The sequence below is a fragment of the Sphingomonas sanguinis genome (assembly GCF_019297835.1).
GTDB lineage: Bacteria > Pseudomonadota > Alphaproteobacteria > Sphingomonadales > Sphingomonadaceae > Sphingomonas > Sphingomonas sanguinis_D.
This window is the reverse complement of the sequence record NZ_CP079203.1, coordinates 2,913,390-2,930,447: the sequence shown is the minus strand read 5'-3', so window position 1 is coordinate 2,930,447 and position 17,058 is coordinate 2,913,390. Positions and strand designations below refer to the sequence as shown.

The window sequence follows — 17,058 nt, the reverse complement described above, 5'->3', positions numbered from 1 at the left end:
AGCGCTGCGGGGCGCTCCCTGCCCGAGCCGGAGATGCGGTACGCTGCGTCCGGGGCAGATCAGCCCAGCACGAGACGCAGGCAGGCCCCCCGTGGCGTAGGGACGACGTGCACGTGCCCGCCATGCAGGTGGGCGATCTGTCGGACCAGCGCCAATCCAAGCCCGGCACCGGTGCTCGAAGGTCGCAATCGGTAGAAGGGCTCGAAGATCCTACGCGCTTCGACGCCGATACCGGGCCCCTCGTCGGCCACTTCGACGATCGATGTGGAAACGATCGAGACCGAGATCGTACCGCTGCCTCCGCCATGCTGGATGGCGTTGACCACCAGATTCGTGACGGCCCGTTCGATCGACGTCGCGTCTCCTCGTATGACGGCAGATCGTGGCACCGTCGCGAATTCGAGATCGTAACCGGCCTCGATCGCTACTGGAGCCAGATCGGCCACCACCTGTTCGCACAGCGCGACAAAATCGACGTCGACCACGTTCTGCCGCACGGCGAAGCGCTGCATGTCGAGCAACTGCTCGGCTACCGCTCCCAGGCGCCCCACGTCGCGAAGCAGGTCGTTCTTCCCGGGAGATGGCGTCAGCCCCTCCAGACGGGCCTGAAGGATGGCGATCGGTGTTCGCAGCTCGTGCGCGGCGTCCGCCAGGAAGCGTTGCCGGCCGCGCACCGTCGCCTCGATGCCGTCGAGGGCGGTGTTCACCGCATGGACGAGAGGTTCGATCTCGATCGGGATGTCGTCAGTGGGCAGCCTGTTCGGAAGGCTGTCGACGCTGATACTCGCCGCGAGCACGGTGGTGCGCCTCAACCCGGCCAACGCCCGCCTTACGAGCAGTGGAATGGCGACGAAGGAGAGCAGGGCCGGCACGATCAGCGCGGGAAAGAACAGAATGCCGAGAATGGCGATCACGCCCGCCAGGAGCGACGATTGATCGGCCTTGCCGCCGTATATGACCTTTATGGACGAGCCGTCGATGGCGACCGTGGCGATCTTGGTCGTCAACTCGGACGCTGCCTCCGTCTTGAGGTCGAGTTCTGCGAGAATGGGAAGCCGTGCTATCAACGGCTCCATCTCCGGCGGCACGGCTCCGTAGCGCACGGTATGGCCCGTCGCGTCCCGGGCTTCGAACCATAACTGCGGGGCGCTTTCGCGAGCTTGGGCCAGCGCGCTCGTCGGGCGAAGCATCAACCCGTCACGAGTGGGGAGAAGAGAGTCCCTGATGATGGTGGGAAGCGCGGGATCGGCACCCCGGCTGAGGTCGGGGAAACGCCAGGCGATGATCGCTGCCACCGTCACGTTCAGGCCTATCATCAGTATGACGAGGCTCACCGTGAAACGGGAGGCGAGGCGCCAGCTCAACGATCTCGATCCGAAGAGACGCATCAGCGATCCGCCTTCAGCAGATAGCCGAGTCCCCGGATGCTATGGATGGTGACGTCGGCCGCGTTCTCGGTGAGACGCCGACGTAGGCGGGAGACGTGGCTGTCGAGAGCGTTGGACTGGATCTCGTCGTCATAGCCGTAGACCGCCTCTTCGAGATTGCGGCGGAGCACGGTGCGGCCAGGGCGGCGCAGAAGCATCTTCAGGATGAGGATCTCACGCCGAGGGGCAGCGACGATCCGCCCATCGACGAGGAGGTCGGAGCTCAGAAGGTCCAGGGTGACGTTTCCCTCGCTCAACGTCTGACTCACATAGGCCGAGGATCTGCGACCGGCCGCTCGTACGCGCGCCACGAGTTCGGCCAGGACGAACGGCTTGCCGACGTAATCGTCGGCGCCGACGTCCAGCCCCTTCACGCGGGAAGGCGGGTCGTTGTGCGCCGTCAGGATGATGACGGGAGTCGTGTTCCCGGCATGACGCATTTCCGACAGCAGACTGATGCCATCGCCGTCGGGGAGCTGGCGATCGAGCAGGATCACTTCGTGCAGCCCGCCTTCGATCGCCTCGCGCGCAAGACCCAGATCGCCCACATGATCCACGATGAAGCCGCAGGGCGAGAGGATGGAGATCAATGCCGACGCCATGTCGGGCTCGTCCTCCACCAGCAATATCCTCACGACTGGTGCTCGGCAGTCGTCGGAAGCATCGCACTTTCGACGCTCATCACCTCGATGCGCTCCGGTCGCGCTTCGAACGGCGCAATGGCCATGTCAGCCTCTCCATTCTTCTCGAACATCTGGTTCCCGACGCGCCGTATCTGGCGTCCCCTTTGTGACCGAACGCCGGTCGCATGCCTTCATCCTTGAGGGCGTACATTGCCCGAACATTACATCCGGTCCCCCGCCAACCTCGAGCCTGGAAAGAGCAAAATCATCGGACGCCTCTGACGCAATGTTCGCGTAATGTCGGCGACGGAAGACGATCAGACCAGCCCAGTTCGCAGGTCGGCAAGACCGGCGAGGTGGGCCTCTCAGATCACGAGGTTCGTCATGCGTCTTCTTCTAGCAGGTCTCATACCCGCAGTCATGCTCAGCGGCTGCGCAGCCGATCATCAGGAGCGTCGGGCGGCAGCACGGGGCGCCCTCATCGGCGCCGCAGCGGGCGCCGTGCTCAGTGCGGCAACGGGCGGCGACGCCCTCACCGGGGCCGCAGCGGGCGCGGCAGGTGGCGCGGCGATCGGCGTCATCACCAAGGATGGCCGCCGACGCGACATGTACCGTCATCGCGACGGGCGCCGTTACTGGGTCGACGATCGCGGCCGCGAACGCTTCCTCGACGATCGTGGCCGCTGAGGCGCGATCCGGCTTCTCTCCAACTTTCGACCAATACTCCAAGGAAACATCAATGCGTATGCGTATCATCCCGTCCGTCCTCGTCGCCCTGCTGCCCGTAATGGCCATCGCCAGCCCCGCAGCGGCACAGGATGCCGCTCAGGGCGGCTTGCGCGTCGGCGCGATCGGCGGGCTCGACATCCTTCGGTCGGGCAGCACCGAGCGCTCTGGAATCGACGGCGACGATCAGAGCGCGGAGGGCTTCCTGTACGGCGTTGAGGTCGGCTACGACCTGCCGCTGGGAGGCGTCGTCCTCGGAGTCGAAGGCGAGTGGACCGACTCCACCGGCAAGGCGAAGGCCGATCGCCGCGATCCGAACCTGTTCGGCTACGGCGAGGTCAAGGCCGGCCGCGATCTGTATGTCGGTGGGCGTGCGGGTTTCGCCGTTGCGCCGTCCACCCTCGCCTATGTCAAGGGCGGCTACACCAACGCCCATCTCGATACGGTTCTGGGCAATGGATCGGTCTCGGATCGTGAACGCTTCCGTCTGAATGGCTGGCGCATCGGTGCCGGGCTCCAGCAGTCCATCGGCACCAACACCTATGCGAAGCTCGAGTATCGCTACTCCAACTACGAGCAGGCCGACTACCGGTTCGTCGATGGTGGCTCGACCGATCGCTTCGACGTGGACACCGACCGGCACCAGATCGTCGCCGGCGTCGGCGTCCGGTTCTGATCGGAAAGGACGGACTCGATGTTGCGCAACTCCCTGCGTGCCGTTCTGGCATCTTCCATTCTCCTCGCGCCCCTCGCGGCCGAGGCTCAACAGCATTGGCCTCGCGATCGCGATGGCATGCGGCAGCGACACGTCGAACAGGCGCGGGGCTGGTCACCCGGTCGAGGTGATCTGCGGCAGCGCCACATCGAGCAGGTGCAACGTTACCGCCAATGGCGCCGGGGAGAACGCTTCGATCAGCGCTACGCCCGACATTACGCCCCCATCGACTATCGACGGTATCGTGGTCTCCGGCCGCCCCCGCGCGGCTATCGCTACGTTCGGTCCGGCAACGATGCCGTACTGGTCGGCATCGCGACAGGCATCGTAGCAGCCGTGATCGCCAACGCCGTGCGGTGAATGAACGGATCCGGTTCCGGCGGAATGCCGAAACCGGATCCATGTCGACGGGCTGGGGCCGACGAGGCACCTGACTGACCGTCATCTTCCTTCCGAGCGGCGCGCTGACGCTCGTGCTCGAGCACCTTCGGGGTCATCATGAACAGCCTGAAACTTCTCGCTGCCACCTTGGCGCTCGCGGCGTCCGCCTGCGCCAATGGTCAGCAGCCCTCTTCGTTCGTCGAGAGCAGCGTCCGCCCGGATTATGTCACGACGACCTTCACCTACGCCTCGAGATCCGGCCAGGAGCTGAAGCTCGACCGGGTCGTAGACAGGTCGGTCAAGGTGAAGGGCAAACGGCCGGTCATCATCTTCATGTACGGTGGTGGCTGGGAAAGCGGATCACGAACCGACGCCGGCATCGTGTCCGGCTACAAGTACTTCGCGTCGCTGGGGTATACGATCCTTGCCATCGACTACCGCCTTGGCGTCAAGATCGCCAAGGATCGAAAGGAAGTCACGTCTGCGAATTGGCCCGACGTCTTGTTGCGCTCCATCGAATGGAGCGTGGAGGATCTTTTCGACGCGACCGCCTTCGCTCTGAAGCATGCAGCCGAATGGGACATCGACCCGGCGCAGATCGTCCTTCTCGGAGGGAGTGCCGGAGCGACCAACTCGCTGGTGGCCGAGTACAACGTCGCGAACGAGACACGCTTGGCGCAGTCACGTCTGCCGGCCAATTTTCGTTACGCTGGCGTGATCTCGATGGCCGGAGCGTTCTGGTTGAAGCCGGGAACTCCTCTGACCTTCAAGAACAAGCCTGCTCCGATCATGTTCTTCCATGGATCCAAGGATCAGCTCGTCACCTATGACGAGGTCCAGGCGCCGTTTGCCGGCTATGGTCCGGTGGCGTACTTCAAGAAGTTCCCGGACGCCGAGCATTCCAAGTGGTTCGTGGACTACCCTGAGGGGGATCATGTGATCGCGGGCACCCCGCTGCTCGATCAGAAGCTCGAGATGCAGTCCTTCCTCCAAAAGCTCGTCAGAGAGCGGCAAGAGCTTTCGATACACACCGTCGAGCGATCCAAAACGCCGAAGAACATCGAATCCTTCTTCAAAGCTCTGAAGGGCGGCTGACGCCGTGCACTCCGCCAAACCGACAGCGCGAATCGACGAGATTACCGAGGGGACGATCGTGACTGCAGTCTTGAGGTCGGGATTGTGCTGCCTGGCAGCGATCGCAGCCATGGGTGGAAGTGTAGTGGGAGCCCAGACCAGACAACGTCCGCCAGCTACGGAACGACCTGCCACTGACAGGAATGTCGAAGACACATCGAACGACATCGTCGTGGTCGCCCGCCGTTCCGGGGTTCCGATCTGGGAAGTCACCACCGGGAATGGCACCATTCTCATGGTGGGTGAGATCAACGACGTCCCCAAATCCACCCCGTGGCGGCCGGCACGCCTCGAGGAAGCGACCAGACGTGCCGATCGGGTGATCCTCGGCGTCTCCAGCAAACCATCGGTGGGAGATGTGCTTCGGCTTATCCTCAAAGGAGGAAAGGTCATGAAGCTACCCGACGACAGGGTGGCGGACGACTATCTCGATCCGCGCCTGGCACGTCGGCTTCATCTGCTGGAGGACAGGTACGATGTCGATTATTCGAGGCAGAACTTCCTCGTGACGGCGCGTGACATCCTCACCCAGCAACTGGGGTTCGGCCATGACGTCACGTTCAATGCCACCGAGGTTGTCCGCAAAGTCGTCAAGCAGGCAAGGATACCGGCCCGGCCGGTTGACACGATGCGGTTCCGCAGCGTCATCGACGATCTGCTGCAGGCACCACCCGAGTCGCATATCCGCTGTCTGCGTGCCGCGGTCGATGCGGCTGACACGGGGCCTGAAAGCGTTGAGGAACGTGGGCGGGCTTGGACGCGGTCCGATATCCCGGCGCTGTCCGCCAATCCCATCGAGATCGCGATCGGGCGATGCTGGCCCTGGAGTTCGGATGAGCTCGGCGTGGAGCTCCGTCGACAGTGGTCCGTCGCCATCGATGAGGCGGCGCGGACGTCCGGCACGATTCTCGCCGTGATCCCGATCCGTGTCCTGACGGAGCGTGGAGGCGTGCTCGACCATCTCCGGCAGGGCGGCAGCGACATCACAGGCCCCTCCTGGGACGGGCAGCTTCGGTGAGTCCGACATCCGCCTGCGGAAAAGGCGGCTTTCATTTTAGATAAGTGCAAGGACGAAGTCATATGCGTAAGTTGTTCATCACGGGCGCCATGGTCGCGCTTGGTACCCTGCTGCTATCGGGGTGCGTAGACGATCGGCCAGGGCGGTGGAGCGACCACCCGCGTCGGCATGATAGAGGCGAGCGACATGGCGATCGTTGGCGTGACCGCGGCCGGTCTCAGGATGGCAGCGGCACCAGCCACAATCGCGGCGATCGACAAGACCGGGACGCGCCGGACAGAGGTGATCGTCCGGAATGATGCTTCTAGGCCTTCCGTCGGTCGAGAATGACACTGCCCTTCCGACGAAGAGCATGATCGGTCCGGCTACATAGGCTGTCCGCTTTCAAGCATGTGACCAATTCGGAGATGAGCATGAAGAGGTCATGGATTATGGCCATGGTCATGGCGGGAGCGTCTTTGAGCACCTCTTGCGCCCAGTCGGCGCCTGCGGATCCGCCGAGCAGCTCATCCTTGGGCGCCGGGGCCATTCCGCTCTACGGCTCTGCGAATCCAGGCAAGGTCGGAGACGAAATGTCGACCGGCTCGGACGGGGGCGTGCGCAATGTGACGTATCCGACGCTGACGCCGGTGCTGCCGAGGCCCGGAACAGCGAATGGTGCAGCCGTCATCGTCGCACCCGGAGGAGCCTTCATGTCGTTGTCCATCGACAGTGAAGGCCGGCAGGTCGCCAGGAAACTGGCGGATCAGGGCATCACGGCATTCGTACTGAAGTATCGAGTGAACCCGACGCCTCGTAGCAAGCTGGCCTATACCGCTGGCCTCCTGATGGCGCTGACCGGAACTGGTGGCGACGGATCCCGGTCCTCCCTTGATCCGACGAACGCCATCAAGGACGGCGTGGAAGCGCTCAAGCTCGTTCGCAGCCACTCGAAGGAATGGAAGATCGACCCCGAACGCGTCGGGATGATCGGTTTCTCCGCTGGCGCCATAGCCGCGATCTCACCGATCCTCGACGCCGGCAAGAGGAATGAGGATGCTCCGACGCCGCCTGCTTTCATCGGTTATGTCTATGGCCCGATGGACGCCGCAAAGGTGCCGCCGAATGCGCCGCCGCTCTTCGCGGCTCTGGCAATGGACGACTTCCTGTTCGGAAAGCAGAACTTCGACATCGTTCAATCCTGGCGGCAGGCCAAGCGACCGGTCGAACTCCACGTCTATCAGGGCGGCGGACACGGTTTCGGCACGGGAAGGCCCGGAACCACGAATGCCATGCTGATACCTGAATTCACCGCGTGGCTGAAGATGCAGGGCTTCCTCGAGCGTAACAAATAACACCAGGTTTGAATTGTAGCGCTTCAAAGTTCGGCAAGGATTTATTTTGATGAACAAAGTTCTAATCAGTGCCCTGGTAGCGGCGGCTTACGCACTACCCGTACAAGCGCGAGTGTCGAGTTACGAAACGAAGGGGCCGGTAGAGGCGAGGTATCAGGTCCTTGGCCCGTGGTCGGTGACCCGGATGACAACCCGCGACGCCTGTGACCGCAAGAACAAGCTCTGCGATATCTGGTACCCCACGCAGCTGGGAACGGACGCTGCGAAGGGCGGCAGGCGTGGATACAGGCACCCCGTCGTGAGCTGGGCCAACGGAACTGGTCAGAAGCCGGAGAACTACGCATATTATCTCAAGCATCTCGCGTCCTGGGGGTTCATCGTCGTGGCGAGCCAGGACACGAGTACCGGGAATGGTGCCACGACCGAAGATGCCGCCAAATATGTGCTGAAGCTCGGCGAGACGTCCTCGAGCCCGTTCTACGGAAAGGTGGACGCTGCGAATGTCGGAGCTGTCGGTCACTCGCAGGGCGGGGCGGCCGTTACCAGCCTGCACGCTCGGCTGAGCCCCGTGTTCAAGACATATGTCGCGTTCCACACGTCGCCTTGGTTCTTCTCCGCCCTGTGCTGCAAGGTCACGCCGTCGTCATATCGCAAGTCGAACGTGACCGCGTCGATATTCCAATGGACCAGCACGCCGGACAGCGGCACTTCGGACTGGTACGATCCAGTACCGGATACCGCGGAGAAGGCGTTCGCGCTGCTGCGGTACGCGGTCCATGCAGACATTCAGAACGGCGATCGCCCGGACTGCGCCCGCCTGGGCTGTGTACAGGGCATGTACCCATACCTGGGATACTCCACGGCATGGCTGATGTGGCGCCTGCAGGCTTCGAACGACGTCGCAGCTGCCTTCCGTCCCCGGGGCGAGTTTCTCCGCAGCGGCTCCAATTGGTCCCGGAGCGCCTCCAACATTCGATGACGTACGATCGATGTGGCGCGTGAACCCTTCCAATTAGGTAAGGGCGAGAGGCGAGACAATCAGCCGCGAAGGACCGCCAGTCGGTCATTCGCGGCTGTGGAGCTCTTGAGATATGAAAACCTATCGACGTTCGACAAATTATCGGTGCGATCATCTGCAACGTCGGCGACGTGAAAGCGGCACCTGCGCTCCTCGAGCGGGCCGGTCGCATGCGCTACCTCCTTGCTGACAAGGGCTACGACGCCGACCGGCTGCGCCGCTCACTCTGCGACGCTGGAGCCGTTCCCGTCATGCCGGGGCGACGCGCCCGGAAACGAGCCATCCGATACGGCAGGGACCCGATACCGTGGCAGGCACCTCATCGAGAACGCCTTCTGCCATCTCAAGGATTTCCGCCGTGTCGCCACCCGCTACGACAGACTCGCCATCAACTTCCTCTCAAGCGTCGCCATCGCAACCGCATTTGCTTTCTGGCTCTGATTGAGCCTCAGTCCAGGCTCGTCCTTCATGGAAGGATCGCGTTTTTGAGCATGTCCATGACGTTGGTCGCTTCCTTGGGACCAGAGAGGATACCCTTGGCCGAATAGAGGGCCATGCCGAATACCTGTCCGGGTTCGATCTTGGGCGGCATGACCAACTCGTCGCGCACCGTTACGACATCCAGCAGTGCGGGGCCGGGTTCGGCAAGCCATGCCCTCACGGCATCGTCGAGCGCATCGGGATGTTCGACCCGCCGGCCCCACCAGCCCATGGCCTCCGCCATGCGGCCGAAATCGGGGTTCTGCAGGTTGGTGAAGGTGTCGAGCAGCCCCTCTACCTTCTGCTCGATCTCGACGAAACCGAGCGTGCCGTTGTTGAAGACGACGACCTTGATCGGCAGGTGCTCCTGCACCGCGGTCAGCATGTCGCCCAGCAGCATGGTCAGCCCGCCGTCACCCGACATGGAAATGACCTGCCGCCCCGGATAGGCAGCCTGCGCACCCAGCGCCTGCGGCATGGCATTCGCCATCGTCCCGTGGCTGAGGCTGACCACCGTCCGGTTCGCGCCGGTCGACGGGATGTGGCGCAGGCACCAGACCATGGGCGAGCCGCCATCGGCGGTGAAGACCGCATCCGTCGCGGCATGTTGCGCGATCAACCCGGTCAGATATTGTGGATGGATCACCTCGCGGTGCCCGGCCGTCTGGCGCGCATCGAGCGCGGCTTCCGCCTTTTGCGCATGCGACAGGGCATGGTCCAGGAAACTGCGATCCTCACGCGGGGTGACCAACGGGATCAGCGCCTTGAGCGTGTCGGCGATCGTCCCCACCGCCGCGATGTCGATCGGATGGCGACGGCCCAGATGCGTGCCCTCCACGTCGATCTGGATGATCGTCGCCTTGCTCGGATAGAATTGCCGCCACGCAAAGTCGCAGCCGAGCAGCAGCAGCGTGTCGCAGTCCATCAGCGCCTGATAGCCGCCCGCCGTACCGAACACGCCGGTCATGCCGACGTCATAGGGGTTGTCGTGTTCCAGAAAGTCCTTGGCCCGGCTGGTCCGCGCGACCGGGGCCTGCAACCGCTGGGCGAGGGCGACGACCGCGTCATGCGCGTGCTCGCAGCCCGAGCCGCCATAGATGGCGATCCGCTCGCCGCTGTTGAGCGCATCGGCGATCCGGGCCAATTCCCCATCCGACGGACGGATCACTGGTGCGGCACGGTGGACGGCAAAGTCCGGTTCGTCGGGCGCCTCGGCCTTGGACACGTCGACCGGCACGATCAGGACCGCGACGCCACGCTTGGAGAGCGCCGCCTGCGCGGCCATCGCCGTCATCCGCCTCGCCTGGGCGGGGGTGCGGATCTCTTCGCAGAAGACGGTACCTTTGGCGTAGACCGACTTGAAGTCTACCTCCTGCGGGAAGTCGAAGCCGAGTTCGTCCTGCACGATCTGGCTGGCGATGAGCACCACCGGCGCGCGGTTCCTGTTCGATTCCCAGACCCCGTTGATGAAATGCAGGCTGCCGGGGCCGCACGATCCGGCGCACAGCGCCAGTTCGCCGGTCAGCAGCGCGTCGGCCCCAGCGGCAAAGGCACCGGCCTCTTCATGCCGGACATGGATCCAGCGCATGTCGCTGCGGCGGATGGCGTCGGTGACGTAATTGAGCGTGTCGCCCGGTACGCCATAACAGCGCTTCGCGCCTGCAGCGGCTAGCGTTTCCACGATCACATCGGCCACACGTCGCGTCATCATCCACCTTCTGTTGATTGATTGCCGTCTTGATCTTGGTCAATAGATGTCGCGGCGATCTGTTCCTGATGCGCAACGGTCCGAGATCCGTCCCTCAGTTCGATCTTCTCGTCGCTTGATCGACCGCTTCTAGAAGAGCGGAGCCTCGGAATGGCTTGAGCAGGAGGTTCACGCCCACTGGCGAATCGATCTGATCCTCGGCGTATCCCGTGACCATCAGAATCGCGACGTGAGGCCATTCGGCCTTCAGACAAGCGATCAAGTGGGCTCCGGACCTTCCGGGCATGACGAAGTCCGTGATGACCATGCCTATGCCGCTCTGCGCAGCCAGCACGGTCAGGGCGTCATCCACGTCGCCCGCCTCGACGACCTTGTGCCCCGCCTCTCGCAGCACCTCGGCACAGGCACGACGCACCCTCTGGTCGTCATCGACGAGCAGGATCTCGAGCCCCCCGGGAGCCTCGACGTCGGTCGCCGCCAGTGAAGGCACCGGTCGCTCGCTGGTACAGGGCAGGATTATGCTAGCTCTCGTGCCTTTCCCGCATTCGCTTTCGAGGATGAACGCTCCTCCCGACTGGACGGCGAAACCGTCGACCATCGACAGGCCGAGGCCCGTCCCCTTTCCCACGGGCTTCGTGGTGAAGAACGGATCGACTGCGCACGCCAACGTCGCCGCATCCATGCCGGTCCCGCTATCCGACACGGTGATCGCAACATGCTCCCCGTTGCCGAGTGAGGCTCCATTGTCCCGGAAGACGCGCGCGGCGGAAACCTTCAGCAGCCCCCCTCCGGCCATCGCGTCGCGCGCATTGACGACGAGGTTCAGGACAGCGAGTTCGAGCTGGTTGCGGTCGGCCTTCACGGGGCAGAGATCCTGCTCCATCTCGACCGCTACGGTGATCGACGGGGTCACCAGGCCCTCGATCAGGCCTTTGATGTCTTCGATCAGAACACTTGGCTCGATCGCCTCGGGCGAGAGCTGCTGCTGACGGGAGAATGAAAGCAGACGGCTGACCAACGTCTTGGCGCGCTCCGACGCCGCCAGGGCCGCCCCCAGGTGCTGTTTGGTTCCGGCGTCGATCGTCCGTTGGCTCGCGACGTCCAGGCCGATGATGATCGGGGTTAGCAGGTTGTTGAAGTCGTGCGCCACGCCGCCGGTGAGACGACCCAGCGCCTCCATGCGCTGACGCTGCAGGTCGGATGCCTCGCGCCGGCGTTCCTGCCGGAGTTCGAGCGCCAGCCTCCGCGTCAGCAACGCCAGGAGCAAGGCGCAGACCGCGGCCGCACCGAGCAGCAGGAGCGCGGCACGTCGCACCGGAGCCAGGAATGCCTGCGCCGGCGCGGTGATCCTCACCGCCCACGACGATCCGCGTATGGGCATCCACATTTCGACGGGACGCGGCTCGGTGGCGACCGGAGCTCGTTGGGCATCGGGAACGATCAGCGCGGGGCCGGACCGCGTGACCACGGAGGCGGTCCAGCCCGCATCGAGCGGCTCCACGTTCATGAGTCGCTTCAGACTGCCCACGGGAATGGACGCCGAGACGATGAGTCGAGGCCGTTCCCGCCTTCCCACCGGGACGGAGACGTTGAAGACGCGTTCGCCGCTCGAGTCGATGAAGACGGGCCCGACCCCGATAGCGAACGGCTCGCGCATTCCGCCGCGTCGACCCACTGCGATCGTCGGTCGGTCCGCCGTCCCGCCCTTGGACAGCGTGCTGAAGAGCACTCCACCGGCCGCGTCCGTCAGGATGATCGCCTTCCAATCGCTCTGAGCGGCGAGAATGCGACGAGCGAGGACGGCGAAACGTCCCATGTCGGGCCTTCCAACGTCGATAGCCGGCGATTGCGCCACCATCCTGACAGCTTCGACGTTGCTTCGAAGCATCTCCTCGACGAGCGTCGCAGCCAGGTTGGCGTTGGTGCGGCCACGAGCCGCGATCGTCTCCTGCTCGTTTCGCAACGTCATCGCACCGAAGGTCGCGCACAATGCGACGATGGGGATCGCTCCGGCCAATACAGTCAGACTGAGCGAACGCCTCATGCCCGCGACCCTTCCGGCAATCTGCTTCCTCCTTCCGCGAAGTGCACGTCAGCCTCCTGATCTCGACGCTTCGAATTGCGCCATCCGCCAGCCGCCCAACCGAAACGATATTCGATCCGACCAACCCACCCGCCCGATCGGCTTCGGTTGCGGATCACGCCTTGCTGCGAGGAGACGATCGTTTGACGAGCTTTCCCATCAGCACCGCCTCACGCGGGGACGCGCCAGCGTTCAGGCGCGGCCTCATCATCTTCGAGGCGCGGAAGTACGGGATGCGTGTCGGGCCGAGTTCGACGAACTGACCGTTCTTGGGATTTCGCGCAGTGCGGGTGCCGCGGGGTCGCGTGGAGAAGCCGCCGAACCCTCGGATCTCTATCCGCGCCCCTCTGCCCAAGCCCTCGATGATGCAGTCGAAGAAAGCGTTCACCGCCCGCGCCACGTCCCGGCGTCGCAGATGCGGTTCGGCGTCTAGCAGGCTCTCGATCAGCTGGGACTTGTTCATTGGCACTCCGTTCCCGGCGGGAACGTCGGCCCAGCTGATGCTGTACTCCGGACGCCCTCCCCGGCGCCTAAGATCCGGCAGCGGATCGTCGCAGGTTTCGACGCCTTGAGACGAAGCCGATCGAGGACCACCTCACATCCGCGGAACGATTTTCCTGTTCAGTCGGTGCCGCGCATCCGGATGCCGGCGGACCCATCGTACCCTGCTCAACTGTGGGAGGTACGCATCGTAGCCCCGCAACACGGCATAGTCCTCCTTCAAATCGACATTCCGAACGATGGGCTTCGCTGAGGCACTCGGACGCCGACTTCGTCTCGGTGGTGCTGGAGGTCGACGGCTTCTCTCCTGGAGCCGCGCTGGATCAGCCAAGCACATGAAGATGGAGTTGTCGACTTGGACCGTCCGCTTTCCCGACGCGCACGCCTGATAATACTCCTTGTTCTGACCCTCTCTTGCTGGGCGATGATCGCCGCGGCATTGTCGTCGTTCTGAGCCCCCCTGACTTGGCGCTCGATCCCGTTCCATCGGTCCGGACCCGCCGATCGCTTCTCCAGCAGATACCGTCCGTTCTCCATCGTACTCAGGAAGGTCGACACTCAGGCGCACTCGGCCGGGCGTCGGACGTCCACACCCTGCAGTGCCACCGGTATCGTCCGACGACGATGTCGGGGAGGCGGATCCAACGGTCGTCGTGGAAGAGCGGCGCGACCCGCCGCTCCTGTCCTTCGTAGGTCGTCACGACCACGCGATCGGCGACCCTCGCCATCTGCTCCAGGATGAAATGCGCCGCGGGCGAGTAGCACAGGACCTCGCACGCGGTGGCCACCGCGAAGCGTCGATCGCCGACGATAAGCTCGAGATCCTCTCCGCGTCCCCGGTGGAAGGTGGCGCTCGGAACTCGGTCGCGCGCACGTCTGACGGCTTCGGCGCTGATCTCGATACCGACGACCGCGCTGGCCACCTCCATCAGGTGCTGAGTGTGATGCCCTTCCCCCGAACCGATCTCCAGCAGGGCGCCGCGCTCCGGCGCCAGCAGCCTGATGATGTCGTTCGTACGGCGATATCGCTCGACCTCCTGGGGCCGTCCGAGACGCCACGGGTCCGGAAGCCGGTAGAGACGCGACAGGCGGTCGTAGTCGCCGTCGTACTCCCCCGCGCGCAGGCCGACGCGCGACAGTGCCTGGCGCAGGCGGTCGGAGAGCGTGGCGAAGACACCCCTAACGCGCATCGGTAGCCTCGTCGTCCATTTGAGGTTCCTTCGTGAAGGTGGCGCCCGTCGTCGGACGGCGGGCGCCGGCCTGCTCAGCGCTTGGGGCGGGGCTTTGAGGGAGCTTCCCGCTTCGCGTGCTCCACCTTCACCTTGGCGTCCTTGGCAGTCACGGTCTTCACCGGCGCAGCAACCTTCGTCGCCCGGGGAGCCGGTCGTGCAGGCTTCGTCCCGGTCTGCGTCTGCGCGACAGCTGGAGCCGCGATGAGCGTGGAGGCGGCGATCAGAGCTAGAATCTTCATCGAATGTTCCTTCCATCCGCGGCGTCGAGGCCGCTGACGCATGGACGAAGGCGATAGACGACCACCTCAACTCCGCTCAGAAGGTGAACCGAGCTCCCACCCGCACGGTCCGCGGCTGGAGCGGTGTCCGCTGATCACCGCTCATGGCCGTGAAGGGGTTCCCGAGCGCGAAGCGGTTGCCGCGCACGTCGAACAGGTTGTCGACGTCGAGGAAGAGACTGCGTCCATCGATAATGATCTCGGCGCCCGTGCCGACCTCGAGATAGTCGCCCTGCCGTATCGACAGGTCCTCACCCACGCCGAGACGCGACAGGCCGACGTACCGTGTTCGACCTCGCAGCGTGAGGTCGGCATCACCGATCCGCGACCTCCACTCCGCATCAAGACGGGCGGTCGCAAGCGGTATGTTGGGCAGCCACTGGCGGTTTGAAGGGCGGGAGGCCGTTTCGTCGCGGTAAAGGGTGGTGTCGGCCACGAACGCCGCTGCGGAGAGGGTCAGGCTCGGCGTCACGTGCCAACCGACGCTCGTCTCGATGCCGAGGATGCGCCCATCGCCGACGTTCCCGGTGAACGGGCCGTAGGAATCGAACAGGTCGGCCTGGATGCGCTTCCATCTCGTGGCGGACAGCGCGATCATTCCGGTCAACGGCGAGTTTTTGGTCCGACCGAACCGGACGCCGATCTCCACCATGTCCAGTGAGTCCGGGTGGAAGACGTTCACCATGTAATCCGGCAGGGTACCGTAGGGATCGCTGAGAGGATGGATGGTGAGGCCGCCCACGCGATAGCCGCGTTGGTAGCGGAGATACGCCGACGCGCCTGCGATGGGATGCCAGCCGAGCGCGGCGGAGGGAAGAAACCTGGTCGTTCCGCCGTCCAGCGTGGACAAGCGGGACGGATCGACCGCCGACGGCAGCTCGCCGGAGACGCGCACCTCGGAATACGAGATGCGACCGCCGACGGTCGCGGTCCACGTTCGCGACACGGGCACCGTCGCTTCTCCGAACAACGCGGCATCGACGACTCCGGTGCCGACCTCGCTGCCGCGGGTTTCGACATCGGCGCCGGTCAGCGTTGTCGCCAGCAGGTCAGAGCTGCTCATCGCATGGAGACCGAGCACCCACCCGCCCCGTCGCTTGGTCCGCGACAGACGCGTCTCGTGGCTGATCACTCTCGCCCGGTCGCGGCTGTCGCTCGAGACCCCCGCCACGATCTTCGACAGGTCGTATCGAGCGCGGGCGTCGTTGCTCACCATCGACGAGGTGCTGACCAGTTCCAGGCCGCTGTTCCAGCGCTTGCGCAGCGTGACGGCTGCGAGCGAGAACCGGATGCCGGCCGGCTGAGCGATCGCCGAGGAGCGCGAGGGCGGGTCGCGCGGGCCCTCCGCGTAGCGGGCATCCGAATGGTCGATGACCTGATGGGCTCCCGTCAGGTCGATCGACCATCCATCGCCGACCGGCAGTGCGACCATCGCGCGAGCCCCAGTCGTGCGATAGTCCCCGACCGCCCGGAGACCGCGTCCGACGTCGTCAACTGCACCCGACACCGTGTTCCGGTAGGCGACGATCCTGGCGGCGGAGCGCGTGCCGAGCGGCACGTTCAGCACTCCGGCGAGGTCCGTACCGGATCGCCCGTTCGCCGCGAGCGAGACCGCCGAGGTGACGCTCCCCTCCCATCGGCCGGCGACGGGCCTGCGGGGCACGAGCCGGAGGATGCCGCCCAGCGAGCCGGCTCCGTACAGCGTGGACTGCGGCCCCTCGAGAACCTCGATTCCGGATAGATCGTACAGCGCGAGACTCGGATCGGGTGCGTTGTAGTTGAGGCGGACTTCGCCGAGATACTGGCCGACTGCGGCCTGGGTGGAGCCGGAGAAGCTGCTGTCCGCTATCCCGCGCACGAAGAGCTTGTCGCGCCCGGGGCCCAGCCCGGTCGAGGCCATGATAGGCAGCTGGTCGACGATCGCCGCCGAACCCCGCCCCTCCGCACCCCGCAATCCGGGGGCGTCGAGCGATAGCACGTGCGCGGTGCCGTTGAACGTGGACAGGGGCTGGTCGATCTTGGTCGCCGTGACCACGATGTCCGGACCGGTATCCGGCGGCGGAGGCGGCCTGCGCGGCGGGAGCACGGGCCGGCGCGGAGGCGGGGGACGCCGTCTCACGACGAACGTCGTGGCGTTCAGACGAGCGCCTTCGAAGTTCGTGCCCGCGAGCATCGCCCTCAACGCCGCGTCGACGGTCAGCAGGCCGTGGACGCCCCTCACGCGGACGCCGGGCGCGGCGGCGTCCGACGTGACGATGGTCGTCCCGGTCTGCCGAGCCAGCGCGATGATGGCATTGGCAAGCGAGCCGGCGGCGACGTCGACGCGGCGCCCCTGCGCCTTGACCGCACAGGGCGCGACGAACAACGCCGCCACCGGCAGCACCGCACGAGCGGCACGGC

Annotated in this window: 16 protein-coding genes; 8 read left to right on the top strand and 8 right to left on the bottom strand. The window is 64.8% G+C overall.

The genetic code is table 11. The features are described from left to right. Positions 1–59: 59 nt before the first annotated feature. Both KV697_RS13745 and KV697_RS13740 read right to left on the bottom strand, forming a co-directional pair. Complete coding sequence (locus KV697_RS13745; protein ID WP_219018664.1) at positions 60–1,388, bottom strand: sensor histidine kinase; 1,329 nt, start codon at positions 1,386–1,388, stop codon at positions 60–62. Continuing rightward, positions 1,388–2,047 carry a response regulator transcription factor gene (locus KV697_RS13740; RefSeq protein WP_219018663.1) on the bottom strand — a complete coding sequence of 220 codons (660 nt, stop codon included), beginning with the start codon at positions 2,045–2,047 and terminating at the stop codon, positions 1,388–1,390. The genes KV697_RS13745 and KV697_RS13740 overlap by 1 nt, the downstream gene beginning before the upstream one ends. Positions 2,048–2,434: 387 nt before the next feature. Here KV697_RS13740 and KV697_RS13735 point away from each other — a divergent pair, with 387 nt between their 5' ends. The 8 genes from KV697_RS13735 to KV697_RS20315 all read left to right on the top strand — a co-directional run bounded on the left by KV697_RS13735 (position 2,435) and on the right by KV697_RS20315 (position 8,924). Beyond that, positions 2,435–2,737, top strand: a complete 303-nt coding sequence (locus KV697_RS13735) for a hypothetical protein (protein ID WP_219018662.1) — start codon at positions 2,435–2,437, stop codon at positions 2,735–2,737. A 52-nt stretch (positions 2,738–2,789) separates the two neighbouring features. Further along, positions 2,790–3,452, top strand: a complete 663-nt coding sequence (locus tag KV697_RS13730; RefSeq protein WP_257575342.1) for an outer membrane protein — start codon at positions 2,790–2,792, stop codon at positions 3,450–3,452. A gap of 18 nt (positions 3,453–3,470) precedes the next feature. After that, positions 3,471–3,851, top strand: a complete 381-nt coding sequence (locus KV697_RS13725) for an RcnB family protein (protein WP_257575341.1) — start codon at positions 3,471–3,473, stop codon at positions 3,849–3,851. A gap of 138 nt (positions 3,852–3,989) precedes the next feature. Beyond that, positions 3,990–4,967: an alpha/beta hydrolase gene (locus tag KV697_RS13720; protein WP_219018661.1), complete on the top strand. Its 978-nt coding sequence runs from the start codon at positions 3,990–3,992 to the stop codon at positions 4,965–4,967. Positions 4,968–5,178: 211 nt separating this feature from the next. Next, positions 5,179–6,024, top strand: a complete 846-nt coding sequence (locus KV697_RS13715) for a TraB/GumN family protein (RefSeq protein WP_257575340.1) — start codon at positions 5,179–5,181, stop codon at positions 6,022–6,024. Between the two features lie 572 nt (positions 6,025–6,596). Next, on the top strand, positions 6,597–7,358 hold the full coding sequence (locus KV697_RS13710) for an alpha/beta hydrolase (RefSeq protein WP_257575339.1): 762 nt from the start codon (positions 6,597–6,599) through the stop codon (positions 7,356–7,358). A 184-nt stretch (positions 7,359–7,542) separates the two neighbouring features. Further along, positions 7,543–8,337, top strand: a complete 795-nt coding sequence (locus KV697_RS13705) for a poly(ethylene terephthalate) hydrolase family protein (RefSeq protein WP_257575874.1) — start codon at positions 7,543–7,545, stop codon at positions 8,335–8,337. A 170-nt stretch (positions 8,338–8,507) separates the two neighbouring features. Further along, the gene (locus tag KV697_RS20315) at positions 8,508–8,924 is read left to right on the top strand and encodes a hypothetical protein (RefSeq protein ID WP_374011365.1); all 417 of its coding nucleotides are present in this window, start codon (positions 8,508–8,510) and stop codon (positions 8,922–8,924) included. On the opposite strand, the gene KV697_RS13695 is transcribed toward KV697_RS20315, so the two are convergent. From KV697_RS13695 to KV697_RS13670, 6 genes are all read right to left on the bottom strand, one after another. After that, positions 8,843–10,564 carry a thiamine pyrophosphate-dependent enzyme gene (locus tag KV697_RS13695; protein ID WP_219018657.1) on the bottom strand — a complete coding sequence of 574 codons (1,722 nt, stop codon included), beginning with the start codon at positions 10,562–10,564 and terminating at the stop codon, positions 8,843–8,845. The two genes, KV697_RS20315 and KV697_RS13695, sit on opposite strands and share 82 nt — an antisense overlap. Before the next feature lie 94 nt (positions 10,565–10,658). Beyond that, positions 10,659–12,608 (bottom strand): ATP-binding protein, encoded by a 1,950-nt coding sequence (locus KV697_RS13690; RefSeq protein WP_219018656.1) that lies wholly within the window; start codon positions 12,606–12,608, stop codon positions 10,659–10,661. Between the two features lie 154 nt (positions 12,609–12,762). Beyond that, positions 12,763–13,110, bottom strand: a complete 348-nt coding sequence (locus tag KV697_RS13685) for an HU family DNA-binding protein (RefSeq protein WP_219018655.1) — start codon at positions 13,108–13,110, stop codon at positions 12,763–12,765. Positions 13,111–13,690: 580 nt separating this feature from the next. Then, on the bottom strand, positions 13,691–14,338 hold the full coding sequence (locus tag KV697_RS13680) for a class I SAM-dependent methyltransferase (RefSeq protein ID WP_219018654.1): 648 nt from the start codon (positions 14,336–14,338) through the stop codon (positions 13,691–13,693). A gap of 74 nt (positions 14,339–14,412) precedes the next feature. Then, positions 14,413–14,619 carry a hypothetical protein gene (locus KV697_RS13675; RefSeq protein ID WP_219018653.1) on the bottom strand — a complete coding sequence of 69 codons (207 nt, stop codon included), beginning with the start codon at positions 14,617–14,619 and terminating at the stop codon, positions 14,413–14,415. A 76-nt stretch (positions 14,620–14,695) separates the two neighbouring features. Beyond that, complete coding sequence (locus KV697_RS13670; RefSeq protein WP_219018652.1) at positions 14,696–17,032, bottom strand: TonB-dependent receptor domain-containing protein; 2,337 nt, start codon at positions 17,030–17,032, stop codon at positions 14,696–14,698. Positions 17,033–17,058 lie beyond the last annotated feature (26 nt).